Below are 26,312 nucleotides of genomic sequence, written 5' to 3' on the forward strand. Positions count from 1 at the left end.
TGCGTGCAATGGACTTTCCAGCCGATCAAAGCATGTGATGGTCATGGGGATTCCAATAATGAAAAACCCTTATGCTCCGGGCTTCTGGTGTGCGCTCTGTGCACTGGTGCTGCTGTCTGCCACCTACTTCTACGGCATCATGCTGGCCCACCAGATCGACAAGGCCATGGTGTTCCTCGACAGCGCCAGCGCGCTGATCGCGGTGTTGGCCATCGGTGTGGTGGCCTGGGCCTCGTGGCAAAGTCAGAAAATCAAGAAAAGACAGCTCGAACAGAGCAAGACCCTGGTGATGATCTGGGACACCAAGGTGGCTCTGCGCCGGGTTGAGACCGTGTTCGACCGTTACTTCTGGGGCAGCTACTGGCAGCCGGGGCGGACCTTCGCCGAAGTCATGGGCGAACTCACCGGCACCCCGCTGGAAAAGAGCCTGGAAGCTCTGAAAAAGCAGTGCATGCTGCTCGACAAACAGGCCGATGACGGCCATCACTGGCTGAGCAATGCCCGGGAACTGTCGGATGTCGCCACCGCCATGGCCCGGGAGCGATACCAGCTGGATTTCTGTGATCCCCGTGGCGAATCCCGTGGCAACAGCCCGGTGATCGATCGGGATTTCGAAGTACTGGTCTACACCTGGAGCGCCCGCCTGAAGAGCTTCGACCATCAACTCGATGCCCTGGAAGTCGAATATTCCTGAAATCCCTTCCCCCGGCCCTGCGGCAACCGCTACAGGGCCCGATCCCCGCGTTCCGCGGTTTTTCACATTCAAAGATTGGGCTCGCGCTAGCCGCCAGTGGTAATCTGCGCCGGTTTTGCGCGGAGTCGAGCCGCAACCCGTCATGGGTTCAGGGAAGACGAGCACACCTTCAAACAACGGATATTGATCGGGTCAGACATGAATAAATCAGCAGGCGTACTGTTAGGAATCGTCGTCGCGGTAGGTGTCATCAGTGCCGGCGGCGCCTGGTACACCGGCACCAAGCTGGAAGGGGTTCTGCAGCAGCAGGTGGTTGAAAGCAACAAGGAGCTGCAAGCGGCGCTGATCGGTTACGACGCCACCGCTACCCTGGAACTGGTGTCCCTGGAGCGTGGCGTGTTCAGCAGCGACGCCCGCTACCGCCTCAAGACCGAGGGCGAGGTGTTCAACGGTGGGCTGGAACTGATGATCGCCGACCACATCGAACACGGCCCGCTGCCTTTCTCGCGCCTGATCCGTCTCAAGTGGCTGCCCGTCATGGCGTCCAGTCATTACCAACTGGAAAATAATGCCCAGACCGACAAGTGGTTTGCCGCCACCAAGGGCGCTGCACCGTTCAAGGGCGTGGTCAATGTTGGCTATGACCTGTCCGCCGAGGGCACTGTGGATTTCGCTCCGATGGAGCTGGCCCTGGATGAGCTGAACAACCTCAAGTTCTCCGGCCTGAACGCCACCTTCAGCGTCAGCGAAAACCGCCAGAAAGCCAAGGTCGACGGCTACATGGACAGCCTGAGCCTGTTCCTCAGCTCGCCAGAAAAAGCACCGCTCAAACTGGAAATCAACGGCCTGACCCTGGCCAGCAACCTGCAAAAGAGCAGCTTCGACTACTACCTGGGCCAGAACACCCTGGAGCTCACCAGCACCAAGGCCACCTTTGGTGACAAGCAGTCGGTGCTGACCCTGAAGAACTTCGAACAGAAGACCTCCAGCGAAGAAACCGGCAGCACAGTAGCGGGCCGCGCGGATTACCGAGTGGGCGAAATCGCCTTCGACGGCAAGACCGTGGGTTCGGCCGAGATGCTCTGGAGCATGAAGAACCTCGACAGCCAGGGCATGCTCGATCTGCTCCAGATCTACCAGACCGTGCTGCAGCCGTATCAGCAGGCGGCCAACGAGGCGACTGCCGAGGGTGAGCCGGCACCGGAACTGCAAATGAGCGACGCCCAGCAGGTCAAGGTACGTGCCGCGGTAAACAAGGTCCTGGAAGCCAAACCACAGATCGCCCTGGAAAGCCTGGCATTCAAGACCGCTGGTGGTGAAAGCCGCTTCAGCCTGAGCCTGGACCTGGCCAAGCCGCAGAGCCTGGAACTGCCGCCGGCTGAGCTGGGCAAGCAACTGATCAGCCAGCTGGACGCCAAGCTGTCGCTGTCCAAGCCGATGCTGGCTGACGTCGCCGCCTTGCAGGCCCAGGCCGAAGGCCAGACCGACGCCAAGCAGATCGCCGAGCAAAGCGCCGCCACCGCGGAAATGCTCAGCGCCATGGCCCTGGCCACCCAGTTGGCCAAGCTGGAAGGCAATGCGGTGGTGTCGTCGCTGCACTACGCCAATAACGAAGTGAATTTCAACGGCCAGAAGATGACCGTCGAGCAGTTCGTGGGTTTTGTCATGAGCAAAATGGGCGGTGCTGGCACCTTGCAGTAAGCCCTAAGTGGGGGCGTCTCTGGCGCCCTCCGACCGCGAAGCCCAACGCCCGGCGCTGTTCAACAGCCCGGGCGTTTTGCTGTCCGGAGAGGGGTCGTCATGCAGTGTTTGCGCCTCAGTCCTGAGGAGGTAGGGCAGGCGTCGCTGATGGTTGAGCTGGCGCCAAGGGCGACTCATCTGTACTCGCGGGGAGTGGGATATTCCTGTTCTTGCGGAATCAGACTGTGGGCGCCGTCCAAATCACCTAGCTGAATAAGCCGATGAATCTCGTGGGCCAGGGGGGTGACATCGGTGATGCGCTTGATCCACTGGTTCACATACAACTGCACGGCCTCCTTGCTCAGGCCGATCTGGATCGCGCGATGTTCCTGGGGCCGCAGGTACAGGTCACGCTCCGGGTCCCATTGAATGCGCACCGGCGACTGATCTTTCAACTTCAACCACTCTTCTTTGCTCATGGACTCGTCGGCATGGCTCAGGCAGCCGTTGGCCAGGGCCCATTCGAAGCCTTCGCGGCTGATGTCGATGGCCAGGATGCGGGTCTGTCCGGCGTCTTTGTAGCCCCAGCCGGCGCGGTACATCATCCACAGGAAAGACGGCTTTATCCAGGTCATGCGCTCCATCTTGAAGGGCGGGGAGACGAAGGTGCCGTGGGCCAGGGCGGCGTCGGCGATGCTGTCGGAGTAGGCTTGGTAGACGCGGATGGTGTCGGCGTCGTAGAGCGCGCGGATCTGGCGCTGGGGGAGTTCTGTTGCGGGTTTATGCATGGCATTTCCTTATGAAAAGCGGGCGGCCGGGAAGCCGCCCGGGGGTGTTTAGAGTTCGGCCTGCGGTTGCAGGCGCCGTGATGTCACATCCAGCAGATCACAGCCATCGCGCAGCAGGATGCTGCACACCAGGGTCAGTTCCTGCAAAACCACCGGTTCACTGCGCAGGGGCTCGGCGGCGAAGTTCTCCAGCAGTTGGGTCGCGGCGCGGATGCGAAAGGCTGCGGCGTCGTGCAGCACGTCGATGGGCGCCTGGGTGTCGATCAGCAGGGAAGGAATCAGGCAGTCGTGGCCGGTTATCGGCATGTAGCGGTTCATGATCAGTTCTCTCTATTCCGTTAGTTGAGCGGCTGTCCACTTACCGTCGCCAAACAATAGGTGGCAGTTGTGCGCAGGTTGGCGAGCCGGCAATAGAGAAAACCGACAGACCCGAAGGTCTCCCACGCACAACCGCCATAGAGCAATCATGCGGGCGCAAAAAAACCTGCAAGCAGGTTGTTTGCATTCTCTATATGTCGGGTCGCCAAACCCGAGTCGCCATCTGGGCGACGGCCGGACTATAAGCCGCCGGCTTCCAGCGGTGCAAGGCAAGTGTGGCGGTGTCTTTTCCGAGAACGCTGTAGGGCTTTTTCCGTACACATCCATCCCGCTTACGACTGTATTTCCAGGTGTTTACCCAGGCCGCTTTTGGCGAACGGTTGGCTAGCCTGTATGTACATTTGTAAATACGGAATTGCTCATGTACTTTGAATGGGACGAGGCCAAGAACCACGCCAACCTGCTCAAGCACGGCATCGATTTCAACGATGCCGTGCTGATGTTCCAGCGTCCGGTGCTGTCCTTGCGCGATGAGCGCCTGGACTACGGCGAAGAACGCTGGGTCAGCCTCGGTTGGATCAGGACCCTGGTGGGCGTGGTGGTCCATACCGAGCGGCGGGGTCATGCGGTGCGTATTATCTCGGCGCGAAAAGCCACTAAACGGGAGGCTAAATATTATGTCCAACGGATCGAAAACTGACGGATCGAAAACGGATTGGGAGCGCCTGGCGAAAGCCGATGACCAGAGCATCGATACTTCAGATATTCCCGAGCTGGATGACGATTTCTTTCGCCGCGCCGAGGTGCACCTGCCGGGCAAGAAGGCCGTGACCATTCGCCTGGACGCCGATGTGCTGGAGTGGTTCAAGGGCCAGGGCGCGGGTTATCAGACGCGGATCAACCAATTGCTGCGTCAGTACATGCAGGCCCATCGAGGCTGAGGGCCTGCCGCGTCATGTCGGGCGCAGTGTCTGGCCGGCCGTGAACTGTGCTCGCGATCGCGGTTGGACTCTGAAATATTCATTTACAACTACCCCTGTCCTCAAGCTCAATCTCCCCGCGCCCTGCACGAAGGAGCGCGCTCTTTTGTGCAGGCTATAGTCCTCTGGCCCCCTGATCTCATCTGCAAAAGGTGCTTTCGTATGTCTCGCTTTGCCTCCCGCAATACTTGGCTGGCCGCTGGTGCCGTGCTGCTGTGCCTGCAGTTTCCCGTGCAGGCCCAGGAGCGTTTTACCCTGAATATCCCTGGGGTCTCGGATGACCGGCTGTTCACCACCGGCAATGCCAGTGATGCCAAGGGCTGTGGCGGGCACAACAACTCCCCGGCCCTGAACTGGACCGCAGGCCCCACCGGCACCTTGAGCTACGCCATCGTCATGCACGACCCGGACGGCGCCAAGGGCCAGGGTGTGGATCACTGGGTGCATTACGGCATCAAGTCCAGCACTCGGCAGATTCCCGCCGGAGCTGGCACCAAGTCGACTCTGGAAGGTGTGGGCGGCCTCAACAGCCGCAACGGTACTTCCTACATGGGCCCATGCCCGCCGGTGGGTGACAGCGCGCACCACTACATCATCCAGATCTACGCCCTGGATCTGGCGCCGGATGCCCTCCCTGCCGGGCTGACCCGGGCTCAGTTGCTGGAGAAGATCAACGGCCACGTGTTGCGCAATAGCAGTGTGGTGCGCCGTTACGCTCGCTGAGTGAATTTTTTTCCAGGGCTTAACCCGAATGGCTCAGGGGCTTCGTCTGAAGGGGGGAATGGATCATTTCTTCCCGAGGTCAGCCCCCATGTCCCTTCCCGTGCATTTCCTTCGTCCGGTCGCCCAGGGTTTCGCCGCCGGTCTGTTGCTGGCGGTTGCCGGCTGTGGTGTGTCGTCCAAGCCCGAATCCGCCGCCGGGTCGTCAACCCAGGGAGCATTGCCGGCTGCGCCTGAAGCGCAGTACGAGGCGCAACACGCCGATGCCGCCATGACCAAGCGCGTGGCGCATCCCATGAGGTTGTCGGCACCGATGCCGGCGCCCATCGCCGCCCGTGATTCGATCATGGCCGGTTACCGCGACGAGGCCCGTGAGCAGTACCAGAAGTTGCCGGACAACCCGATCCACAGCGTTGCCCAAGCACCGGTCTCTACCTTCAGCGCCGACGTCGATACCGGTGCTTATGCCAATGTCCGCCGCTTGCTCAACCAGGGCAGCCTGCCGCCGGAAGGCGCGGTGCGCCTGGAGGAGCTGGTCAACTATTTCCCCTACGATTACGCCCTGCCCAGCGATGGCTCGCCCTTCGGCGTGACCACCGAGCTGGCGCCCTCGCCGTGGAACCCCCACACCCGTTTGCTGCGCATCGGCATCAAGGCATCGGATCGCGCGGTGGCAGAGTTGGCCCCGGCCAATCTGGTGTTTTTGGTGGACGTCTCCGGCTCCATGGACCGCCGCGAAGGCCTGCCCCTGGTGAAAAGCACCCTCAAGCTGCTGGTGGATCAACTGCGGGATCAGGATCGGGTGTCGCTGGTGGTCTACGCCGGCGAATCGCGAGTGGTGCTGGAGCCTACATCCGGACGCGACAAGGCGAAGATTCGCACTGCTATCGACCAGCTCAGCGCCGGCGGTTCCACGGCGGGCGCCTCGGGCATCCAGCTGGCCTACCAGATGGCCCAGCAGGGTTTTATCCACAAGGGCATCAACCGCATCCTGTTGGCCACCGACGGCGACTTCAACGTCGGCATCAGCGATTTCGACAGCCTCAAGGCCATGGCCGCCGAGAAGCGCAAGAGCGGTGTCTCCCTCACCACTCTGGGGTTCGGTGTGGATAACTACAACGAGCACCTGATGGAGCAACTGGCCGATGCCGGTGACGGCAACTACGCCTACATCGATAACCTGCGCGAAGCGCGCAAGGTGCTGGTGGACCAGCTCAGTTCCACCCTGGCGGTGGTGGCCAAGGACGTGAAGCTGCAAGTGGAATTCAACCCGGCCCAAGTCAGCGAATACCGTTTGCTGGGTTATGAGAACCGTGCCCTCAAGCGTGAAGACTTCAGCAACGACAAAGTGGACGCAGGGGAAATCGGCGCTGGGCATACGGTGACCGCGTTGTATGAAATCGTCCCGGCGGGCGAGAAGGGCTGGCTGGAGCCCCTGCGTTATGCACAGGCCAAGGCGCCGCAGCAGAGTGGCAAGAATGGTGAACTGGCGATGCTGCGGGTGCGCTACAAGGCGCCGGAAGGTGGCAGTAGCCGCTTGATCGAACGGCCGATCAGCGCGCAGCAGCCGGCTAAACTGGCTGAGGCCAGCACCGACCTGCGCTTCGCTGCTGCGGTGGCGGCGTTCTCCCAGCAGCTCAAGGACGGCCGCTACACCGGCAACTTCAGCCTGACCGACACCGCCAAGCTGGCCCGGGGCGCCAAGGGCGAAGATCCTTACGGACTGCGCGGCGAGTTCGTACAACTGGTGGAGCTGGCGCAAAGTCTGCAAACTCAGGCGCCGAAAACCCAGACGGGAAATGCTGCCCAGGCCGAGGCTCAGCCCGTGGACGTGAGCCAAGTGCAGAGCCGTCTTGAATAGACCCATCACGAGCAGTGAACAGGAGTTCATCCACCCTATGTCTGCTCCCCAAGTGTCCACCGATGCCAGCAGCGATGAAGCGCTGCTGGCGCGTTATCGCGCCGGAGATCCTGCGGCCTTCGAGCTGCTGTACCAGCGCCATCGCCAGGGCCTGTATCGCTTTGTCCTGGGTCTGTGCGGCAAGGCCGAGCTGGCGCAAGAGGTCTACCAGGACACCTGGCTCAGCCTGATCCGCAGCACCAGCCAGCCCCAGGGGCGGGCCAGCTTTCGTACCTGGCTGTATCAGATTGCTCGCAACCGCCTGATCGATCACTGGCGCAAGCACGGCCAGCGCAACCCGTTGCACGACAGCTATGACGAACAACTGCATGGCGAAGCCGACCAGGCTCCCGGTCCCGAAGAGCAACTGAGCCTGTGCCGCGACCAGCAGCGTATCGAAGCCGCCTTGCAAGACTTGCCCGAAGACCAGCGCGAAGTGTTCCTGCTGCGGGCCCACGGCGACCTGGAACTGCCAGAAATCGCCAGCCTGACCCAGGCGCCGCTGGAAACGGTGAAAAGCCGTTTCCGTTATGCGCTGAAAAAACTGCGTCGGCTCCTGGCCGAGGAGGTACTCACATGACTGACGCCCGACAGACCCCGTCCCCTGAAGAGCAGATGCTGGCGCACATCCGCCAACACAGCGCCCAGGAACCACCGGCCCATCTGGATGCCCTGATCCTGGCCACTGCGTGCCGCGAAGCCCCGGCGCCCAAGCCGAGCCTCTGGCAGCGCTGGATGCGCGCCTGCCAGCGGCCGCGCTATCAACTGGCCTTTGCCAGCCTGTTTGGTGTGGCGCTGGTCATTGGCTTGCTGCGGCCTTCCCCGGAGCACTATCCACAAGAACAGGCCTTTGTCCCTGCGCCCGCTCCAGCCCCAGCTGCACCGATGGCACGCCAGGCGGCGCCACGTTCCGCCGAGCTGGCCGGGGCCTTGAGCGTCCCTGAGCCCGCAGCCCCTTCGCCCATCGCACCGGCGGCCCCTGTCGGCAGTTTTGCCGCGGCGCCGGAGATGGAAGCGTCCGCTGATGCAGCGCCACCTGCGCTGGCCAAGCCCAGGGCCGAGTCGAGCAAGCTGGCCAAGCGCATGTCGGCCCCGGTCGAGCCCCGGACGATCAAACGGCTGGATGAGCAACTTCAGGCGGTCTTGCGCCTGTGGGAAGACGGCCAGAGCCGTGCGGCGGCCGAGCTGCTGCTCCAGTTGCATGAACAGTATCCACAGGAGGATCTGGACGCGCGCCTGCAAGCCTTGCGTCGTCAATAAGGTGCGGGGGTTGGCTGTCGCCAGGGAAAGCGCGCACTATCTGCGCAGTTTCCAGAAAGTGAGAGGCCGGTCATGGCACCCCGCATCGACCGTATAGCGGCAATGTTGAACTGCCCGATCAAGGGCGCGGATATCCGTCAGGCCATCAAGGAGAGTCGCAAGGACTTTGGCCTGGAAGAGGCTGAAGAGGGCGTCGATCCCGAGGCGCAGGACGAAGCCGAACAAGCGCAGCAGGACGCCGAAGCCGCCGAGGATGAATAATTCCGGCGGCCGCCGGGTTCAGCTGTAGGGCAAGGCGGGCAGGTCGATGAACTCGGCGCAGGCACTGTCTGCGGTCATGCGCCGGGCCCGTTCCGGCAGCAGCCGGGCGTGATTTTCCACCTGCCAGCGATACCAGCTCAAACGCTGCACGATGCGCCGCCGGCAGGGCTCCGGCAGCTGTGCCAGCAGATCGACGCTCTCGGGCGCCCAGCGGGTCCGGGTCGAGTAATAGCCGAACAGGTTTTCCCGCAGGCCGAAGCAATCCTCGATGGTTTCCCCAACGCTGTAGACGTAAAGCTCGAAGGCGCTGCTCAGTTGCTGTGCGCCATCGGCGTGGTCCCGCAGGTAAGCGAAGATCCCCGGCCAGTTGATGCAGTACAGGTGCTCGTCCCAATCGCCATCCCGGGTCAGGTACTGGCCCTGGCCGCGAAAGAACTGGGGTATTTCCTGACGCTCAAGGGCCACTTCAAAGTTGCTTTTCATCGCGTATTCCTTCGACGTCGGTGATGTTCACGGACAGCGCCACGCATTCGATCACGCAGTCAAAACCGATTTCCAGGCGCAGGTGATAACCGGGGTTGAGGCGGGTGAGCTGGGTACGCATGCGCCCGTCGAAGCGCGTACCGCTGAGCGCCAGTTCGCTGATGCCCTGGACCTTGAGTATCAAGCTGCAATGGGTTGGGGCCTGGCTCGCCGGCCAGGTGGAAGGCACGGACAGCCGTCCCAGATCGCCATACAGCTGCAGGCTCAGTTGCTCGCCTTGAAACACCGGGCCTGGGGTATTGAAGTTATAGGGCGTGGCCGCCTCATTGAAGACCGCTCTCCAGGTTTCGCTGTTGTCGATGTTGAACAGCCAGTCGCGGGTGCCCCGATCCCGCTGCGCAATCTCCCTGCTTTCCTGCAGAGACGGCAACCGTGCGCGGCTCAGGTCCTCGTGCCACAGCTCCCGGGCCGCGACCAGCAGGCGCTGGAAGAAGTCCCGGCTGTCGTCGAGCACCGCCGGCCAAGTGCTGGGCCATTGCGCGTATTCGTCGTCATCTTCAGCAGGCTCCCAGATGTTGTCGAAGTCATAGTCCGGATCGTCCAGTGCGGCTTGCAGAACCTCTACCAGCCGTTGCCGATGACGGAAGTTCTGCTGGGGGTAGTCGCGCCGCAATGCGTAATGACGGATCAGGTATTCGCGGTCCTGGGAATCGTTGGGGTTATAGCGGCTCAGTTCGGCATCCAGTGCCGGGGGCATGTCATAGCCCATGAAACAGCTGACCCAATCACGAATGTCTGGCTCGAAGGGATGGTTGAGCAGGGGATGGCGCAGCATTGGGACCTCCTGTCCGGGGGGCTGGGAATGTAGCAAGTCGCACTCCACCGGGACAGCCTCCAGTCGCGAGCCGTCGTCCTGGATCAGGGAGTGAATGAGGCTGCTGCCGGCAACGCCGGCTTTCGGAAACAAAAAAGCCCCAGGCCATCAGACCTGGGGCTTTCTCGTTGAAGCTGGTGCACCCGGCGGGATTCGAACCCACGACCCCTGCCTTCGGAGGGCAGTACTCTATCCAGCTGAGCTACGGATGCAGTGCGGGCGACATCATACCTATGTCGACTCGAAGCGTCCACGCCGGCTTGCATCCCTTTTCCACCGCCCGGCGCAATCCCCGGAAACCCGGGCCGTAGTGGCAGTTTTTCCCGCTGCATTGGCCGGTCGGCCCAGCGCAACCTGCAGCCCTATCCGTGCAGTCACGGGGCACAGGGAGGTGCGGGAGATGAACTGTTTGATGCAAGAGGGCCTGTCGACAGCGTTGGCGGATCATCTGTTCGAGGCCAGCTGGAAGGCGGTGCTGCCCGGGTTGCAGCGCCGCGCCCGGCAATTGGCGCGGGGTAACGCCGATGGCGCCCAGGAGTGGCTGGCGGCCACGGCGATCAAGGCGCTGCTGTTCTTTCGCCGTTCGCCGGAGCGGATTCGCGACCCCCAGGGCTTTCTGTTCCTGGTGCTCGATCATGTGTTTGTCGACAGCTGTCGGCGGCGGGCGCGGGAGCAGCGTCTGTTCGTGGATTTCGCCGATTTCGAGGACGACCCGCTGCAGCAGTTGGAGGCGCCGCAGATGTCGGTGCTGGAGCAGGTGGAACTGCTGGAAACCCTGGCCCTGCTCAGTCGGCGGGTGGCGCAATTGCCTTTTAAAAAACGCCGCTTGTTTGAACTGAAGTTTGTCGACGATCTGCCCTACCCGAACATCGCCGCCGAGCTGGGAATGAACCAGCCCCTGGCGCGCAAGCATGTGCAATTGTTGCGCGAGGCCCTGCGTTGAGGGCGTGGCAGGATTCACAGCGGGTGCGCCGGGACGTTCTTGTTCAGTGAGCCTGTTTTCGACGCTGTAGCCGGTGCCGCCGCCTTCTGCGGTGGGCCATTCCATCTAAGGAGAGATGTATGCCCGATCCAATGGTCAACTCGCAGATCACCGATGCCGTGACCCAGACCAACGTCAAGGTGGTGGCCGAAGCCCCGGCCCAGGCCATCGCCTCGTTGTATCAGGTGGCCAGCCACTCGGCGGGCCTGTCGTTGCAGAACGCGGTCAACAGCCAGCAGGCGCTGAACCAGATCTCCAACGCGGTGGTGTCCAAGGCCGTGGCGTTGATCATGGCGATCGGCGAATAGGGCTGATCGCCCGGGAGAATCGTCATGGCATGGTTCAAGAAGAAAACCCCACCCGCGGCCGCGGCCGATGACACCGCGAGCGCGGCGGCCGGCCCCAGTCCGGGTGCGGAAACGGTCGAGCCTCAGGCGGCGCCCAGCGAGCCCACGTCGACCGGCACCGATGCGGCGGCCGAGTCTGCGCCATCACCGCCGTCCGCCGCCGCGCGGCCTTCGGTGATGGAGACGATGAACGCCCATTTGCTCAAGCAGGCCGGCAGCCCCAGCACCGACAGCACTGATGCGCTCAACAGCCAGATCGTCCAGGCGGTGCAGTTCACCAATGCCCAGACTTTCAGCTATGCCCCGGCGCAGATCGCTGCCGCACCGGACATGATGATCAGCCAGGCCGCCGGCCTGGTGGCGCAGTCGGCGGCGGGGTATTTCGACGGGGTCAGCAAGCTGGCCCTGGCGGCCCAGGCGGTGCTGCTCAAGCAGATGACCGAGAACATCGTCAAAGAGAACGTCAAGGGCGCCGCCGAGGATGCCCTGGGCGTGTTGGCCACCGACCTGATGGTCGGCGCGGCCGCTGCCGTGGCGGCTGCGGCGGGTGCGATGGAAGCGGAGGCGGCAGGCATGGCCATCGACAAGATCGACGCCAGCATCGCCAAGTACAGCGCCACTCTGGCCAATCGTTCGTCGTCTTCCTGAGTCCGACCCTCGGGCGCGCAAGGTGCCCGGGGCCGTCGTGCCAGAGGCGCCGGCCGCTCTGTTCACCCCCAGGCGTTGAAGTTCGACGGACCCGGTGCCCAGCCCTTCAACGCCATTCATCAACAAGGAGCATGCAATGGCGAATGAAGAGCAAACCCCGATGGCGACGATACTTCTCTTTGCCGAGAAGTATCTGAATCGTCCATTGACCCAGGTCGAGCGCCAGGTACTGGAGGCGTTTGTCCAGGACAAGCCGCTGGACATGTCCAAGTCCGCGCAACAGAGCGTTGATCAGGCGCGGCAGCGGGCCGTCGAGCTGATAGAGGCCGATGAGCAGCGCACGCGCAAGATCATCGAGCAGTTGTCGGGTGTCGGCGTCGATAGGGCCGATCCCCAGGCGCGCGAACTGGTGCTGCGTCAACTGCAGGCGGTGGCCGAGAGTCAGGCCGCGGCCGCCACTGCTGCGCCGACTGCCGTATCGGAACCGGCAGCAGCACCAAGTTCGGACAAGGCCGCGGCCGCAACACCCACTCCCGCCCTGGCCCCTGCCGACGATCCAGCCCTCAAGGCGATGATCAGCGTCCTGGTGCAGCAGGAGGTGAAAATCGCCGTCGAGGCGCGCATGGCCGAGTTGTCGCAGAAGGTCGAGGACACCCTCAAGCAAGTGCTCGCCGCTGCCGGGCAATAAGCCCCCCCTGAAATAAGCCGACGGTCCCAAGCCTCACGGTTCACAGCAAAACGGCTGCCACGTTCACTCAAAGACACGGAATGCTCCGTGTACCAACAAAGGAAGTTGAGCCATGCCACTTGTAAACGAACAAATCACCGATGCCGTCACCCAGACCAACGTCAAAGTCGTCGCCGAAGCGCCGGCCATGGCGATGGGCACCATCTACCAATCCATGGCCCAGGCCACCGCGATCCTGTTCCAGAACTCGGTCTCGGCGCAGCAGCAACAGAACACCCTGGCCCAGGCAGCCACCAACCAGGGCGTGATGCAGATCTACAGCGTCGACACCACCGCCGGCGCCGCCGCCACCGAGAAGGTTGCCCAGGGCGGGGTCTCCGACAACCTCACCAGCCTGCTGACAGTACTCAAGTCCTTCCAGAGCTGAGTGGCTGAGCGCCTGATTTCCCGTTGAACTTTCCTGCTGAAAAAATGGAGTTTTTATGAGCACAGTCAGTCCGCAAATCACCGATGCCGTGACCCAGACCAACGTCAAGGTCGTTGCCGAAGCACCGGCCATGGCGATGGGCACCGTCTACCAGTCCATGGGCCAGTCCGTGGCCATCCTGTTCCAGAACTCGGTGTCGGCCCAGCAGCAGCAAAACACCCTGGCCCAGGCGGCCACCAACCAGGGCGTGATGCAGATCTACAGCGTCGACACCACCGCCGGAGCGGCAGCCACCGAGAAAGTCGCCCAGGGCGGCGTGGCCGACAACCTCACCAGCCTGTTGACGGTGCTCAAGTCGTTCAGTAGCTGATCCTTTCCCTGGCGTCACGCCAACGCCCCCGCGGTCTGCAGGCCCCGGGGGCGTTGTCTTTTCGGCGGTTGCGAGTGACGTTGATCTGAAATTTTTAACCTAAAGGACGTTTACGTTCTTTTTTTCGAACAGCCTATTGTCCTTTACCCCTGTTGACCCTAGGATTCGTTTGAGATTTCAAACGCTCTTGCCTGGGTGCCCAAGCGCACGTCTATCCTTGTGTGCGACATTTTCGTGCTTTTACCCAGTGAACGATTTTCCTGACGGCAGCTTTGTCCAGGGCTTGCAGACGCGCCAGCGCGGTCCATGCCTGACAGGGCGCCTTTTTTACAATCACAATTCGCCCCGCGTATGCGCGGTGCTGTTAAGGAAGCCGACATGCAGCTCAAAGACGCCCAGTTGTTCCGCCAACAAGCCTTCATCGATGGAGCTTGGGTCGACGCGGACAACGGCCAGACGATCAAGGTCAACAACCCCGCGACCGGTGAAATCCTCGGCACCGTACCCAAGATGGGCGCCGCCGAAACCCGCCGCGCCATCGAAGCCGCCGACAAGGCGCTGCCAGCCTGGCGTGCCCTGACCGCCAAGGAGCGCGCCACCAAGCTGCGCCGCTGGTATGAACTGCTGATCGAGAACCAGGACGACCTGGGTCGCCTGATGACCCTGGAGCAGGGCAAGCCGCTGGCCGAAGCCAAGGGCGAAATCGCTTACGCCGCCTCCTTCATCGAGTGGTTCGCCGAAGAAGCCAAGCGCATCTACGGTGACGTTATCCCTGGCCACCAGCCGGACAAACGCCTGATCGTGATTAAGCAGCCGATCGGCGTGACCGCAGCCATCACCCCGTGGAACTTCCCGGCCGCGATGATCACCCGTAAAGCCGGCCCAGCCCTGGCCGCCGGTTGCACCATGGTCATCAAGCCTGCTTCGCAAACCCCGTTCTCGGCCCTGGCCCTGGTGGAACTGGCGCACCGCGCCGGCATTCCCAAAGGCGTGCTCAGCGTGGTCACCGGCAGTGCCGGCGACATCGGCGGCGAGCTGACCAGCAACCCGATCGTGCGCAAGCTGTCGTTCACCGGCTCCACCGAAATCGGTCGCCAGCTGATGGCCGAATGCGCCAAGGACATCAAGAAAGTGTCCCTGGAACTGGGCGGCAACGCGCCGTTCATCGTGTTCGACGACGCCGACCTGGATAAGGCCGTCGAAGGCGCGATCATCTCCAAATACCGCAACAACGGTCAGACCTGCGTCTGCGCCAACCGCCTGTACATCCAGGATTCGGTCTACGACGCCTTCGCCGAGAAGCTGAAAGTCGCGGTGGCCAAGCTGAAGATCGGCAACGGTCTGGAAGAAGGCACCACCACCGGCCCGCTGATCGACGAAAAAGCCGTGGCCAAGGTCCAGGAACACATCGCCGACGCCCTGAAAAAAGGCGCGACCCTGCTGGCCGGTGGCAAGTCCATGGAAGGCAACTTCTTTGAGCCGACCATCCTGGTCAACGTGCCTAAAGACGCGGCCGTGGCCAAGGAAGAAACCTTTGGCCCGCTGGCGCCGCTGTTCCGCTTCAAAGACGAAGCTGAAGTCATCGCCATGTCCAACGACACCGAGTTCGGCCTGGCGTCGTACTTCTATGCCCGCGACCTGGGGCGTGTGTTCCGTGTCGCCGAGGCCCTGGAATACGGCATGGTCGGGGTCAACACCGGCCTGATCTCCAACGAAGTGGCGCCGTTCGGCGGCATCAAGGCTTCGGGCCTGGGCCGTGAAGGCTCCAAGTACGGAATCGAGGATTACCTGGAAATCAAATACCTCTGCCTGGGTATCTGATCCGGTTTCAAGCGCCGGGGGCACGAGAGCGCTGTCCCCTGGCGCCGCTTTAAAAACGCACGTTTTCAAGGTGGCCCGGGACCGCTCCGGCAGTCGATCATCGCATGCTGTCGCAGGCGCTTCCCCGCCCCGCAACCCTTGAATCACACCGCTGTAGCAGCGGTGAATGAGGACACTATGAGCAAGACCAACGCATCCTTGATGAAACGCCGTGAAGCCGCTGTACCACGCGGTGTTGGCCAGATTCACCCGATCTTCGCCGACAGCGCGAAGAACGCCACCGTCACCGACGTTGAAGGCCGCGAGTTCATCGACTTCGCCGGCGGTATCGCGGTACTGAACACCGGTCACGTGCACCCGAAAATCATCGCCGCGGTGACCGAGCAGTTGAACAAGCTGACCCACACGTGCTTCCAGGTCCTGGCCTACGAGCCTTACGTGGAACTGTGCGAGAAAATCAACGCCAAGGTTCCGGGTGACTTCGCCAAGAAAACCCTGCTGGTGACCACCGGTTCCGAAGCCGTGGAAAACGCCGTGAAGATCGCCCGTGCCGCCACTGGCCGTGCCGGCGTGATCGCCTTCACCGGCGCCTACCATGGCCGCACCATGATGACCCTGGGCCTGACCGGTAAAGTCGTGCCTTACTCGGCCGGCATGGGCCTGATGCCAGGCGGTATCTTCCGCGCGCTGTACCCCAACGAACTGCACGGGGTGAGCATCGACGACTCCATCGCCAGCATCGAGCGCATCTTCAAGAACGACGCTGAGCCACGTGATATCGCTGCCATCATCATCGAACCGGTGCAGGGCGAAGGCGGTTTCTACGTCGCGCCTAAAGAGTTCATGAAGCGCCTGCGCGCCCTGTGCGACCAGCACGGCATCCTGCTGATCGCCGACGAAGTGCAGACCGGCGCTGGCCGTACCGGCACCTTCTTCGCCATGGAACAGATGGGCGTTGCCGCCGACCTGACCACCTTCGCCAAATCCATCGCTGGCGGCTTCCCGCTGGCCGGTGTCTGCGGCAAGGCCGAATACATGGACGCCATCGCTCCAGGCGGCCTGGGCGGCACCTACGCCGGTAGCCCGATCGCCTGTGCCGCCGCTCTGGCGGTGATGGAAGTGTTCGAGGAAGAGCACCTGCTGGATCGCTGCAAGGCGGTGGGCGAGCGTCTGGTGACCGGCCTCAAGGCCATCCAGGCCAAGTACCCGGTGATCGGCGAAGTGCGCGCCCTGGGCGCGATGATCGCAGTGGAACTGTTCGAGAACGGCGACAGCCACAAGCCGAACGCCGCTGCTGTGGCTCAGGTCGTGGCCAAGGCTCGCGACAAGGGGCTGATCCTGCTGTCCTGCGGCACCTACGGCAACGTGTTGCGGGTTCTGGTTCCGCTGACCTCGCCGGACGAGCAACTGGATAAAGGCCTGGCCATCATCGAAGAGTGTTTCGCTGAACTCTGAGTGGTTGCTGCTGTGACCTGATCGACAAAAAAACCCGCTTCGGCGGGTTTTTTTCATCCCCAGGCGGTCCATAGGGGATTTGCGCTGTATGGAAGCCCGTGCATTGACTAAGGTGCAAAGGATTGCCTAGGGAGCGTGCTGCATGACCGCTGTTGATTTACCCGCTGTACCTCGTGTGCTGATTGCCGAGGCCGATCCCTGGTCTCGTGATTTGCTCAAGCAAGTGCTGCTCAACGTGCGCTGTGACGCGCGTCTGGATCTGTGTGCCGACGGTCAGGAAGCCCTGGAACTGTTGAGCGCCAAACCTTATGACCTGATCATTGCCGACTGGGAGTTGCCGGGCATCGACGGTCTCGCCTTGCTGCGCTCCGTGCGCCAGCGCAAGCGCAACCCGTTGCAGCCTTTCATTCTGCTCAGCGTGCGCAGTGACAGTGCCAGCGTGCGCGAGGCCTTGCCTCTGGCGCCCACGGCCTACCTGACCAAACCCTTGAACATGGAAAGCCTGACCCAGCGCCTGCAGGGGCTGCTGCTGGATGCTGGCCAGGAGGTTGCCTGCGAGGTGCCGACCCTGGCCCCGGGCATGACCCTGTGGACCTTTCTTGAACGCCGTCGCGAGATCGCCGATGGCGCACCGCTGCTGACCGATGTGCAATTGGCGGTCAAGCGCAGCCTCAACCCCGACGGGCTGGACCTCAAGCTGCTGGAGGAGGAGATCCGCACCGATCCCCAGATCACTGCCGTGCTGATCTGCGCCGCCAACAGTGCCGCGCAACACAACGGTGAAGGCGTACAGACCCTGTCCCAGGCCCTGCACCGGCTGGGTACCGGGCAGAGCATGAACCTGATTCTGGGCCTGGCCCTCAAGCGCAGCGCGCGCCTGAGCGATCCGGCCCTGGCCGACTATGCCGAGCGCTACTGGGAGCTGTCGTTGCACACGGCGGAATATGGTCGGACCCTGGCCCGCCTGCTGGACCTGGATCAGGAGCGTTGCTATTGCGCGGGCCTGCTGCACCGGTTGGGCGACCTGGCATTGCTGCGTTGTCTGCAAGAGTGGAAGCAGGCCGGTGGCGAACTGGATGAGCAGGAAGAAATCGGTGATGCCCTGGAGCGTTTCGGTGCCGCCTATGGTTCGGCGCTGCGTACTCGCTGGCGCATGCCCCTGGAGCTGCGTGAACTGATCGCCTCGATCTACCAGTTGGGCGGAGGGGTCTATTCCCGCGAAGCCCTGGTGATGAACCTGGCGGCGCAACTGGCGCGGCTGACCGAACATGAAGGGGTGGAGGAGGTGGCCCGCAGCAAGACGGCGCGCCTGCTGAAAGTCGGCTTGCCGGAGCTTTCCCGCCTGCGCAAGGGCTGATCCTCTTTAGCCGCCGGCTCGCCGGCGAAGACATTCGCCACCGCGCTGTGGGCCTTTAGGGCCTGTTCGCTGGCAAGCCAGCTCCCACGGATGGGGCGCGCGTGGTTATCCGCTGACGATGCGGTTCTTGCCCTGGCGCTTGGCTTGGTACATCGCCGCATCGGCCCGGGCGAACAGGCTGTCGAGGCTTTCATCTTCGCGGCGCCGGCTGCTCAGGCCCTGGCTGATGGTGATGTTGAAGGTCTGGCCCTGGCAACTGAAGGTCTGCCGCTGAATCTCGCGCTGCAGGCGTTCGGCGACCTGATGGGCCATGTCCGCGCTGCAGCCGGGAAACACCGCCGCGAACTCTTCACCGCCGATGCGCCCGAACAGGTCTCCCCGACGCAGTGCAGCCCGTCCGCTCTCGGCAATGCGCTGCAGAACGATGTCGCCTTCGGGATGGCCGTAGGTGTCGTTGATCACCTTGAAGTCATCGATGTCCAGCAACAGAAAGACCAGGGGTAAACCTTGCCGGCGTGCCTGTTCGAACTCGCGATGGGCACATTCGAAGAAGTGTCGGCGGTTGCTGCTTTGGGTCAGCACGTCGGTGGTGGCCAGGCGTTGCAGCTCGGCTTCCAGCTGCTTCTTTTCGGTGATGTCTTCGGCAATGCCCACCACGATCAGCCGTTGCCCGGGTTCGGTGTTGCGGTTGATGAAGCATTTGTCGCTGAGCCAGCGCACCTGCCCCTGGGCATCGATGATGCGGTACTCGCGATCTTCCACCGCGCCCCTGTCCAGGACCTGGGCCAGGCTGCGCTCGGCGTATTCCAGGTCGTCGGGGTAAATGCTGTCGCGCCACTGGTTGAAGTCCGCCAGCAGCAGGCCTGCCGGGCGACCGAAGATCCGTTCATAGGCCGGGCTGACGTACAGCACCTGGCGGTTGTCCCAATCGAAGGCCCAGAGCACTGCATTGACGCTGACCAGCAGGGCGCTGAACAGCTGCTCGCGCTCGGTCAGGCGGGCGACTTCGCCCTGTGCATGCATCAGGGCCATCAGGGTTTGCGCGGCTTCGGGCCACTGGGGAAGCGAAGATGGAGTGTGTGAATTCTTATTGACCATCGGCACAGATCTCAAAGGGCGTGCCGCGCCAAGTTCGACAGCAGCCACAACCAAGCCCGCCTGGGTGGCGAAGTGTTCAGTGAGATAGGGGATCGGACGCTAAGTTCCCAGCCGTTGCGGCGATACCTGGCGCTCCCGCCGGACGGTCGCAGTCGCCCCTCGCCGGCTTGTGGCGAGGGGCTTTGGCTCAGGCTGCGGTAGGACGCAGGGAGTAGGTTTTCAGCTGATTGGCGAAGTCCCGCAGGGACTGGATACCGCTGGCCTCGGCCTCGTGCACCCAGTCCTTGATCGCCGCCAGCATGTCGTGGCCGTTGGCGCTGGTCTTGACCCAGATCTGCTGTAGGGCCAGGCGCTTTTCGTAGATCACCTTCAAGGCCTGGCTGTGTTCCAGCATGGTCTGGATGCGCAGGTGGTGGCGGTCTTCCAGCAGGCTGGTTTCCCGGGACAGCAGGCGCTTGGCGCGGTGGAACTGGTGGCGCACCGAGTGATCGACCTTGGCCAGCTCCTGCTTCACCAGCGGGCCGATCACCAGCTTGCGGTACTGGGCCATGATCTGGAACCGGTTGTTGAGGATGGCCATGGCCGTGTCCATGTCCAGGTGGCCCTTGCCTTCGACCCGGTGGGCGATGGGCGCTACGCGCTGGACCTTGGCCAGGCGCAGGAAGCTGAAGACCTTGATCCAGGCCCAGCCCATGTCGAACTCCCACTTCTTCACCGAGAGCTTGGCCGAGTTGGGGTAGGTGTGATGGTTGTTATGCAGTTCTTCGCCGCCGACGATGATGCCCCAGGGCACCAGGTTGGTGGCGGCGTCGCGGCATTCGAAGTTGCGGTAGCCGACGGCGTGGCCCAGGCCGTTGATCACGCCGGCGGCCCAGAATGGAATCCACATCATCTGGATCGCCCAGATGGTGATGCCGATGGTGCCGAACAGCAGCAGGTCGATGACCGCCATCAGCGCGATACCGCCCAGCTTGTAGCGGCTGTAGAGGTTGCGCTCGATCCAGTCCTCCGGGCAGTTCTTGCCGTAGATGCGCAGGGTTTCCGGGTTCTTGGCCTCTTCGCGATACAGCTCGGCGCCCTTGCGCAGCACCGTGGACAGGCCCTTGATCACCGGGCTGTGGGGGTCGTCGACGGTCTCGCATTTGGCGTGGTGCTTGCGGTGGATGGCGGTCCACTCGCGGGTGTTCTGCGCCGTGGTCAGCCACAGCCAGAAGCGGAAGAAGTGTTTCAGGCCGGCGTTGAGTTCCAGGGAACGGTGCGCGGAATAGCGATGCAGATAGATCGTGACCGCAACGATGGTCACGTGGGTCATCAACAGAGTGACTGCCACCAGTTGCCAGGCGGACAAGCCAAGTAAACCTTCGTACCACATAGGCGATAAGGCCCTCGATAAAGAAAAAAACAGCCCAGGCATTATCACTAAGCCCGCTGAGAAAACCAGTCGCCCTTTCAGATAAGAGTGGCGGCATGTTTCTTCCTCTATAATCCCGAACTTTTCGTGTGGAAATAGACGGACTTATGTCGGTTTCTTATCGCAATGGCTTGCGTGCCGCGCTGCTCTATCTGCTGCTGTCCCTGATCTGGTTGCAGTTCAGTGGTTATTTACTGAGCAGTTTCTTCGATGAATTTGCCGATCAGGCCTACTGGCACGAGGTCAGTGGCTACGCCTGGGCACTGGTCAGCGCGGTGCTGATCTTCTTTGCCCGGGCCCGCCTGTTGCGAGTCATGGGCGCCGACCGCTGGTTGCGCCATCAGCAGAAGGATCGCGAGCGCCTGCGCCAGGCGGCGGCAGTGTTCGACTGCACCCGCGAGGGCGTGCTGGTCAGCGATACCCAGGGCCAGATCGTCCACGTCAATCGCGCCTTCATCGAGATCACCGGCTACCAGCGTGAAGAGGTGCTGGGTCGCCAGCCGAGCCTGTTTAAGTCCGGCCACCATTCGCCGGACTTCTACAAGGCGATGTTCGACTCGCTGCAGAAAACCGGCGAATGGAGCGGCGAAATCTGGAATCGACGCAAGAGCGGCGAGATCTACCCGCAATGGCAGAGCATTCGCGCGATCCGCGATGAGCAGGGCGAGCTCACCCACTATGTCGCGGTGTTCTCCGACATCAGTGCAATCAAGGATTCCGAGCACGAACTGGCCCACCTGGCCCACCACGACCCCTTGACCGACCTGCCCAACCGCCTGCTGTTCACCGATCGTGCCGAACAGGCCCTGGCCTCGGCGCAGATCCACAAGCGCGGCTGCGCCATGCTGATGATCGACCTGGATCATTTCAAGATGATCAACGACAGCCTCGGTCACAACGTCGGCGACCAGTTGCTCAAGGCCGTGGGCGAGCGCCTGGGGGGCATGTTCGGCCCGGGCATGACCCTGGCGCGTCTGGGAGGCGACGAGTTCGCAGTGCTGGCCGAAAGCTGCCCGCAACTGGTGCAGGCCGCGGCCCTGGCGCAGCGCATCATCGATGGCCTCAAGGAGCCCTTCCAGCTGGGTGAGCAGCAGGTGGTGATCAACGCCAGCATCGGCATCAGTCTGTTCCCCAGTGACGCCCTGAGCGCCAGTCAGCTGCTGCGCAACGCCGATGCGGCGCTGTTCAAGGCCAAGAGCGCCGGGCGCAACGGCTATGCCCTGTACACCGAGGAACTCACCGCCCATGCCCAGCAACGGGTGGAGATTGCCTTCGAACTGCGCCGGGCCCTGGAGCAGCAGGAGCTGCGGGTCTACTACCAGCCGGTGCACGATCTCAAGAACAGTCGCCTGATCGGCGTCGAGGCCCTGGTGCGCTGGGAGCATCCGCAACGCGGCCTGGTGTCTCCGGCGGAGTTCATTCCGATTGCCGAACGCACCGGGATGATTGCCGAGATCGACGCCTGGGTCATGCAGCAGGCCTGCCGGCAGATGTGCCAGTGGCAGGCTGAAGGTGTGGTGCTGTCGTTTGTCGCGGTGAACGTATCGACCCGTCTGTTCGCGCGCAGCGAGCTCTATCAGCAGGTGGCCCAGGTGCTGCACGACACCGGCCTGGACCCGGCCTACCTGGAACTGGAAGTCACCGAAAGCGCGGTCATGGACGATCCCGAGGTGGCGCTGGAGCAGATGCACCGTCTGCGTGAACTGGGCATTCGCCTGGCCATCGATGACTTCGGTACCGGCTACTCGTCCTTGCTGCGCCTCAAGCGCCTGCCGGTACAGAAGCTCAAGATCGACCAGGGTTTTGTCGCCGGCCTGCCGTTCGATGAAGACGATGCGGCGATCTCTCGGGTGATCATCGCCCTGGCCCAGAGCATGGGCATGCAGGTTCACGCCGAGGGTATCGAGCAAGCGGAGCAGGCGCGGTTCCTGCTCGAACACGACTGTGACCTGGGCCAGGGCTACTGGTTCGGCCGGCCGGTGCCGGCGGAGCAGCTCGACTGGAGCAATGCCCCCGCCATCCGCTGATACCCCTGTAGCCGCTGCCGCAGGCTGCGAACGAGCTGGGCGGCACTCCGACGCAGCGGTCGCGGCGATGTCAGGACGCCAAGGGTTCGTCTATCGATCGCCAGGCAAGGCCCTGCGGGCCTTGTCGCAGCCTCGCGAAAGCTCGGCAGCGGCTACAGGATCGAATGCGCCATGGCCAGGGGAATTCCCAGGTTCTGCCCGGCCGGGCGCCCCGACAAAACGGCCTTCCACCAACCCTTGTAGCCGCTGCTGAGCCTGCGAAGCTGCGAACGACCGCAACGCGGGCGCAAATGTTGTAGACCGCTGAAGGCCTGACGGCCTTGTCGCAGCCTCGCAGGCTCGGCAGCGGCTACAGGGGGCTAAGCTGCTGTCAGGTCGAATATTTTTTCTGGTTATATAAACATTCTTAAACAGTATTTTTAAGAATATCCGCGCCTATCTACTATTGCTCCCACGCCGCAAGCAGTGCCGCCACTGCCAGGCACCTTTCACTCAGGAGCAGCACCATGAGCGCATCTCTACGTAGCGTTGACGGCCAGGACGAAGCAACCATCTTGCGGGAAATTCAAAGCGCCCTGCGCGACCTGCGCTTTGGCGCGGTGGAAATCACCGTGCACAACGCCCAGGTCGTGCAGATCGAACGCAAGGAAAAATTCCGCCTGCAACAGCCCGGCAACAAACCCAGCTGACTGCAGCGCAGTCGAAGACCGCATCACCCTCTCGTGATCGAGAGGCCCGACTGGATAACCGGAGGGCGTCATCCATGACCCCCAGTCTGAACCCCAGCATTCGCCCACGAATGCGGGCCTGATTCGCCATAAGAAAAATGCCAGCACTTTAAAAAATTTCGGGAGCTCCATCATGTCGTCGATTCGCCGTTATGCCCTGGCCGCCCTCGCCAGCGCCGTTTTTGCCGGTTCCGCCGTTGCCAAGGATTACGAGCTGCTCAACGTGTCCTACGACCCGACCCGCGAGCTGTACCAGGACTACAACGCCGAGTTCACAAACTTCTGGAAGCAATCGCATCCCGGCGACAACGTGAAGATCCAGCAATCCCACGGTGGTTCCGGCAAGCAGGGCCGGGCGGTGATCGACGGCCTGCGCGCCGACGTGGTGACCCTGGCCCTGGCCGGTGACATCGACGAAATCGCCAAGCTCGGCAAGACCCTGCCGGCGGACTGGCAGAAACGCCTGCCCGACGCCAGCACCCCCTACACCTCGACCATCGTGTTCCTGGTGCGCAAGGGCAACCCCAAAGGCATCAAGGACTGGGGCGACCTGATCAAGAAAGACGTCTCGGTGATCACCCCGAACCCGAAAACTTCCGGCGGTGCGCGCTGGAACTTCCTTGCCGCCTGGGCCTATGGCCTGAAAACCGGCGGCAGCGAAGCCAAGGCTCAGGAATACGTCAAAGAGCTGTTCAAGCACGTGCCTGTGCTGGACACCGGCGCTCGCGGCTCGACCATCACCTTCGTCAACAACGGTCAGGGCGATGTGCTGCTGGCCTGGGAAAACGAAGCCTTCCTGGCCCTCAAGGAAGACGGCGGCGCCGACAAGTTCGACATCGTCGTGCCTTCGCTGTCGATCCTCGCCGAGCCACCCGTGGCGGTGGTGGACAAGAACGCCGAGAAGAAAGGCAACACCGAGATCGCCGAGGCCTACCTCAAGCACCTGTACAGCCCGGCCGGCCAGGAAATTGCCGCGAAGAACTTCTACCGTCCCCGGGACAAGGATGTCGCCGCCAAATATGCCCAGCAGTTCCCCAAACTGGACCTGGTGACTATCGACAAGGACTTCGGCGGCTGGAAGACTGCCCAACCGAAATTCTTCAACGACGGTGGTGTGTTCGACCAGATCTACACGGCCCAGTGAACCTGTTGTAGGAGCTGGCTTGCCAGCGAAGGCGCCCTCAAGGGCCACACCAGGCTGCAGGCCCCTTCGCCGGCAAGCCGGCTCCTACCAGGTAGAGCCCGCATTCAGTTGCGGGCTTTGCGTATCCGTTCCGTTAACCAAGGACTTTTATGTCGCGTCGTATCTCCCCCGTCATACCCGGCTTCGGGCTGACGCTGGGCTACACCTTGGTGTACCTCAGCCTGATTGTGCTCATCCCCCTGGCGGCGATGTTCGTGCATGCCGCGCAACTCACCTGGGAACAGTTCTGGGCGATCATTTCGGCGCCACGGGTGCTCGCCGCGCTCAAGCTGAGCTTCGGTACCGCGCTGTATGCGGCCATGATCAACGGCGTCATCGGCACCCTGCTGGCCTGGGTCCTGGTGCGCTACAGCTTCCCCGGACGCAAGGTCATCGATGCCATGATCGACCTGCCGTTTGCCTTGCCCACTGCCGTGGCCGGCATCGCCCTGACCGCGCTCTACGCGCCCACCGGCCTGGTGGGACAGTTCGCCACCGACCTGGGTTTCAAGATTGCCTACACGCCCCTGGGCATCACCCTGGCGCTGACCTTCGTCACCCTGCCATTTGTGGTGCGCACGGTGCAGCCGGTGCTGGCGGACATTCCCCGTGAAGTGGAAGAGGCCGCCGCCTGCCTGGGCGCCAAACCCTGGCAGGTGTTCCGCCATATCCTGGTGCCGGCCTTGCTGCCGGCCTGGCTCACCGGCTTTGCCCTGGCCTTCGCCCGGGGCGTTGGCGAGTACGGCTCGGTGATCTTCATCGCCGGCAACATGCCGATGAAGACCGAAATCCTGCCCCTGCTGATCATGGTCAAGCTCGACCAGTACGATTACACCGGCGCCACTTCCATCGGCGTGCTGATGCTGGTGGTTTCCTTCATCCTGTTGCTGCTGATCAACCTGCTGCAGCGGCGCATCGAACGTCCATAAGGAGGCGCGACTCATGTCTCAATCGTCTATCGCCGCCTCGTCGGCCAACGCCGCCCGCCGTGGCAGCGCCACCTCACGGCGGGTGCTGATTGGCCTCGGCTGGCTGATCTTTGCCCTGTTTTTGCTGCTGCCGTTGTTCATCGTGGTGTCCCAGGGCCTGAAGCTGGGCATCGGTGCGTTCTTTGAAGCGATCTTCGAGCCCGATGCCCTGTCGGCGCTGAAACTCACGGTGATCGCGGTGCTGATCTCGGTGCCCCTGAACCTGGTGTTCGGGGTCAGCGCCGCCTGGTGCGTGAGCAAGTACTCGTTCCGTGGCAAGAGCATCCTGGTGACCCTGATCGACCTGCCGTTCTCGGTGTCGCCGGTGATCGCCGGCCTGGTCTATGTGCTGATGTTCGGCGCCCAGGGCCTGTTCGGCCCGTGGCTTTCGGATCACGACATCCAGATCGTCTTCGCCTTGCCCGGCATCGTCCTGGCCACCATCTTCGTCACCGTGCCCTTCGTCGCCCGGGAACTGATCCCACTGATGCAGGAGCAGGGCACCCAGGAAGAGGAAGCCGCCAGGTTGCTGGGAGCCAATGGCTGGCAGATGTTCTGGCACGTCACCGTGCCCAATATCAAATGGGGCCTGATCTATGGCGTGGTGCTCTGTACCGCCCGAGCCATGGGCGAATTCGGCGCGGTGTCGGTGGTGTCCGGGCACATTCGCGGGGTCACCAACACCCTGCCGCTGCACGTGGAAATCCTCTACAACGAGTACAACCACGTGGCCGCCTTTGCCGTCGCCAGCCTGCTGCTGATCCTTGCGTTGTTCATCCTGCTGCTCAAGCAGTGGAGCGAATCCCGAATCAACCGCCTGCGCGCCAGCGCCGCGGAGGAATAA

The 26,312-nt window shown here is 62.6% G+C and carries 29 protein-coding genes and 1 tRNA gene; 23 read left to right on the forward strand and 7 right to left on the reverse strand.

The annotated features are described in order from the left end of the window. The first annotated feature begins 58 nt into the window (after positions 1 to 58). Entirely contained in the window at positions 59 to 694 is a 636-nt protein-coding gene (locus LOY69_RS00785) for an NADH:ubiquinone oxidoreductase subunit N (RefSeq protein WP_102882680.1), read from the forward strand. Positions 695 to 892: 198 nt separating this feature from the next. Continuing rightward, positions 893 to 2,395: a YdgA family protein gene (locus tag LOY69_RS00790; protein WP_110651256.1), complete on the forward strand. Its 1,503-nt coding sequence runs from the start codon at positions 893 to 895 to the stop codon at positions 2,393 to 2,395. Positions 2,396 to 2,568: 173 nt separating this feature from the next. Here the strand turns inward: LOY69_RS00790 and LOY69_RS00795 are convergent, their stop codons facing one another. Further along, entirely contained in the window at positions 2,569 to 3,162 is a 594-nt protein-coding gene (locus LOY69_RS00795; RefSeq protein ID WP_253167009.1) for a DUF4291 domain-containing protein, read from the reverse strand. Between the two features lie 48 nt (positions 3,163 to 3,210). After that, on the reverse strand, positions 3,211 to 3,480 hold the full coding sequence (locus LOY69_RS00800; protein ID WP_265074004.1) for a hypothetical protein: 270 nt from the start codon (positions 3,478 to 3,480) through the stop codon (positions 3,211 to 3,213). A 421-nt stretch (positions 3,481 to 3,901) separates the two neighbouring features. On the opposite strand from LOY69_RS00800, the gene LOY69_RS00805 reads away from it, so the two are divergent. From LOY69_RS00805 to LOY69_RS00835, 7 genes are all read left to right on the forward strand, one after another. Then, complete coding sequence (locus tag LOY69_RS00805) at positions 3,902 to 4,180, forward strand: BrnT family toxin (protein WP_102882683.1); 279 nt, start codon at positions 3,902 to 3,904, stop codon at positions 4,178 to 4,180. Then, on the forward strand, positions 4,158 to 4,421 hold the full coding sequence (locus tag LOY69_RS00810) for a BrnA antitoxin family protein (RefSeq protein ID WP_110595261.1): 264 nt from the start codon (positions 4,158 to 4,160) through the stop codon (positions 4,419 to 4,421). The genes LOY69_RS00805 and LOY69_RS00810 overlap by 23 nt, the downstream gene beginning before the upstream one ends. Before the next feature lie 201 nt (positions 4,422 to 4,622). Then, positions 4,623 to 5,183 carry a YbhB/YbcL family Raf kinase inhibitor-like protein gene (locus LOY69_RS00815; protein ID WP_170002517.1) on the forward strand — a complete coding sequence of 187 codons (561 nt, stop codon included), beginning with the start codon at positions 4,623 to 4,625 and terminating at the stop codon, positions 5,181 to 5,183. Positions 5,184 to 5,271: 88 nt separating this feature from the next. Further along, positions 5,272 to 7,041, forward strand: coding sequence for a vWA domain-containing protein (locus LOY69_RS00820; protein WP_265074005.1), 1,770 nt, complete (start codon positions 5,272 to 5,274; stop codon positions 7,039 to 7,041). A 37-nt stretch (positions 7,042 to 7,078) separates the two neighbouring features. Continuing rightward, a complete protein-coding gene (locus LOY69_RS00825) occupies positions 7,079 to 7,660 on the forward strand; it encodes an RNA polymerase sigma factor (RefSeq protein WP_265074006.1) in 582 nt (193 codons plus the stop codon). Next, entirely contained in the window at positions 7,657 to 8,340 is a 684-nt protein-coding gene (locus LOY69_RS00830) for a hypothetical protein (protein ID WP_265074007.1), read from the forward strand. The genes LOY69_RS00825 and LOY69_RS00830 overlap by 4 nt, the downstream gene beginning before the upstream one ends. Positions 8,341 to 8,412: 72 nt before the next feature. Beyond that, positions 8,413 to 8,601, forward strand: a complete 189-nt coding sequence (locus LOY69_RS00835) for a hypothetical protein (protein ID WP_110595265.1) — start codon at positions 8,413 to 8,415, stop codon at positions 8,599 to 8,601. 18 nt (positions 8,602 to 8,619) lie between these two features. On the opposite strand, the gene LOY69_RS00840 is transcribed toward LOY69_RS00835, so the two are convergent. From LOY69_RS00840 to LOY69_RS00850, 3 genes are all read right to left on the reverse strand, one after another. After that, complete coding sequence (locus tag LOY69_RS00840) at positions 8,620 to 9,084, reverse strand: hypothetical protein (RefSeq protein ID WP_265074008.1); 465 nt, start codon at positions 9,082 to 9,084, stop codon at positions 8,620 to 8,622. Continuing rightward, a complete protein-coding gene (locus LOY69_RS00845) occupies positions 9,068 to 9,919 on the reverse strand; it encodes a hypothetical protein (RefSeq protein WP_265074009.1) in 852 nt (283 codons plus the stop codon). Before LOY69_RS00845 ends, LOY69_RS00840 begins: the two co-directional genes overlap by 17 nt. A gap of 174 nt (positions 9,920 to 10,093) precedes the next feature. Continuing rightward, positions 10,094 to 10,170: transfer RNA gene (locus LOY69_RS00850), tRNA-Arg, on the reverse strand. 188 nt (positions 10,171 to 10,358) lie between these two features. Between LOY69_RS00850 and LOY69_RS00855 the strand changes: the two genes are divergently transcribed. From LOY69_RS00855 to LOY69_RS00895, 9 genes are all read left to right on the forward strand, one after another. After that, on the forward strand, positions 10,359 to 10,901 hold the full coding sequence (locus tag LOY69_RS00855; RefSeq protein ID WP_181430787.1) for an RNA polymerase sigma factor: 543 nt from the start codon (positions 10,359 to 10,361) through the stop codon (positions 10,899 to 10,901). A gap of 119 nt (positions 10,902 to 11,020) precedes the next feature. After that, positions 11,021 to 11,248 (forward strand): RebB family R body protein, encoded by a 228-nt coding sequence (locus tag LOY69_RS00860; RefSeq protein WP_011058560.1) that lies wholly within the window; start codon positions 11,021 to 11,023, stop codon positions 11,246 to 11,248. A 24-nt stretch (positions 11,249 to 11,272) separates the two neighbouring features. Further along, positions 11,273 to 11,935: a hypothetical protein gene (locus LOY69_RS00865; protein WP_265074010.1), complete on the forward strand. Its 663-nt coding sequence runs from the start codon at positions 11,273 to 11,275 to the stop codon at positions 11,933 to 11,935. 160 nt (positions 11,936 to 12,095) lie between these two features. Then, on the forward strand, positions 12,096 to 12,623 hold the full coding sequence (locus LOY69_RS00870; protein WP_265074011.1) for a hypothetical protein: 528 nt from the start codon (positions 12,096 to 12,098) through the stop codon (positions 12,621 to 12,623). A 112-nt stretch (positions 12,624 to 12,735) separates the two neighbouring features. Continuing rightward, complete coding sequence (locus tag LOY69_RS00875) at positions 12,736 to 13,050, forward strand: RebB family R body protein (protein WP_011058563.1); 315 nt, start codon at positions 12,736 to 12,738, stop codon at positions 13,048 to 13,050. A 55-nt stretch (positions 13,051 to 13,105) separates the two neighbouring features. After that, positions 13,106 to 13,420, forward strand: coding sequence for a RebB family R body protein (locus LOY69_RS00880; RefSeq protein ID WP_102862578.1), 315 nt, complete (start codon positions 13,106 to 13,108; stop codon positions 13,418 to 13,420). A 378-nt stretch (positions 13,421 to 13,798) separates the two neighbouring features. Continuing rightward, entirely contained in the window at positions 13,799 to 15,241 is a 1,443-nt protein-coding gene (gene gabD, locus LOY69_RS00885) for an NADP-dependent succinate-semialdehyde dehydrogenase (protein ID WP_102882696.1), read from the forward strand. 177 nt (positions 15,242 to 15,418) lie between these two features. Further along, positions 15,419 to 16,696 (forward strand): 4-aminobutyrate--2-oxoglutarate transaminase, encoded by a 1,278-nt coding sequence (gene gabT / locus LOY69_RS00890; RefSeq protein ID WP_102862579.1) that lies wholly within the window; start codon positions 15,419 to 15,421, stop codon positions 16,694 to 16,696. Positions 16,697 to 16,838: 142 nt separating this feature from the next. Continuing rightward, entirely contained in the window at positions 16,839 to 18,053 is a 1,215-nt protein-coding gene (locus LOY69_RS00895; RefSeq protein WP_110595271.1) for a response regulator, read from the forward strand. A gap of 105 nt (positions 18,054 to 18,158) precedes the next feature. Here the strand turns inward: LOY69_RS00895 and LOY69_RS00900 are convergent, their stop codons facing one another. After that, positions 18,159 to 19,151: a GGDEF domain-containing protein gene (locus tag LOY69_RS00900; protein WP_102882698.1), complete on the reverse strand. Its 993-nt coding sequence runs from the start codon at positions 19,149 to 19,151 to the stop codon at positions 18,159 to 18,161. A gap of 187 nt (positions 19,152 to 19,338) precedes the next feature. Further along, positions 19,339 to 20,523 (reverse strand): delta-9 fatty acid desaturase DesA, encoded by a 1,185-nt coding sequence (gene desA, locus LOY69_RS00905; RefSeq protein WP_102862582.1) that lies wholly within the window; start codon positions 20,521 to 20,523, stop codon positions 19,339 to 19,341. A 146-nt stretch (positions 20,524 to 20,669) separates the two neighbouring features. Here desA and dibA point away from each other — a divergent pair, with 146 nt between their 5' ends. The 5 genes from dibA (at position 20,670) to cysW (ending at position 26,312) form a co-directional block, all read left to right on the forward strand. Then, positions 20,670 to 22,589: a phosphodiesterase DibA gene (dibA, locus tag LOY69_RS00910; protein WP_102862583.1), complete on the forward strand. Its 1,920-nt coding sequence runs from the start codon at positions 20,670 to 20,672 to the stop codon at positions 22,587 to 22,589. Between the two features lie 506 nt (positions 22,590 to 23,095). Further along, positions 23,096 to 23,278 carry a sulfur starvation response protein OscA gene (gene oscA / locus LOY69_RS00915; protein ID WP_022643503.1) on the forward strand — a complete coding sequence of 61 codons (183 nt, stop codon included), beginning with the start codon at positions 23,096 to 23,098 and terminating at the stop codon, positions 23,276 to 23,278. A 172-nt stretch (positions 23,279 to 23,450) separates the two neighbouring features. Beyond that, on the forward strand, positions 23,451 to 24,461 hold the full coding sequence (locus LOY69_RS00920) for a sulfate ABC transporter substrate-binding protein (RefSeq protein ID WP_102882699.1): 1,011 nt from the start codon (positions 23,451 to 23,453) through the stop codon (positions 24,459 to 24,461). Between the two features lie 149 nt (positions 24,462 to 24,610). After that, positions 24,611 to 25,429: a sulfate ABC transporter permease subunit CysT gene (gene cysT, locus LOY69_RS00925; RefSeq protein ID WP_102862585.1), complete on the forward strand. Its 819-nt coding sequence runs from the start codon at positions 24,611 to 24,613 to the stop codon at positions 25,427 to 25,429. Positions 25,430 to 25,442: 13 nt separating this feature from the next. Then, positions 25,443 to 26,312, forward strand: a complete 870-nt coding sequence (gene cysW, locus LOY69_RS00930) for a sulfate ABC transporter permease subunit CysW (protein WP_016968484.1) — start codon at positions 25,443 to 25,445, stop codon at positions 26,310 to 26,312.

Source organism: Pseudomonas sp. B21-059, assembly GCF_026016285.1.
Lineage (GTDB): Bacteria > Pseudomonadota > Gammaproteobacteria > Pseudomonadales > Pseudomonadaceae > Aquipseudomonas > Aquipseudomonas danubii.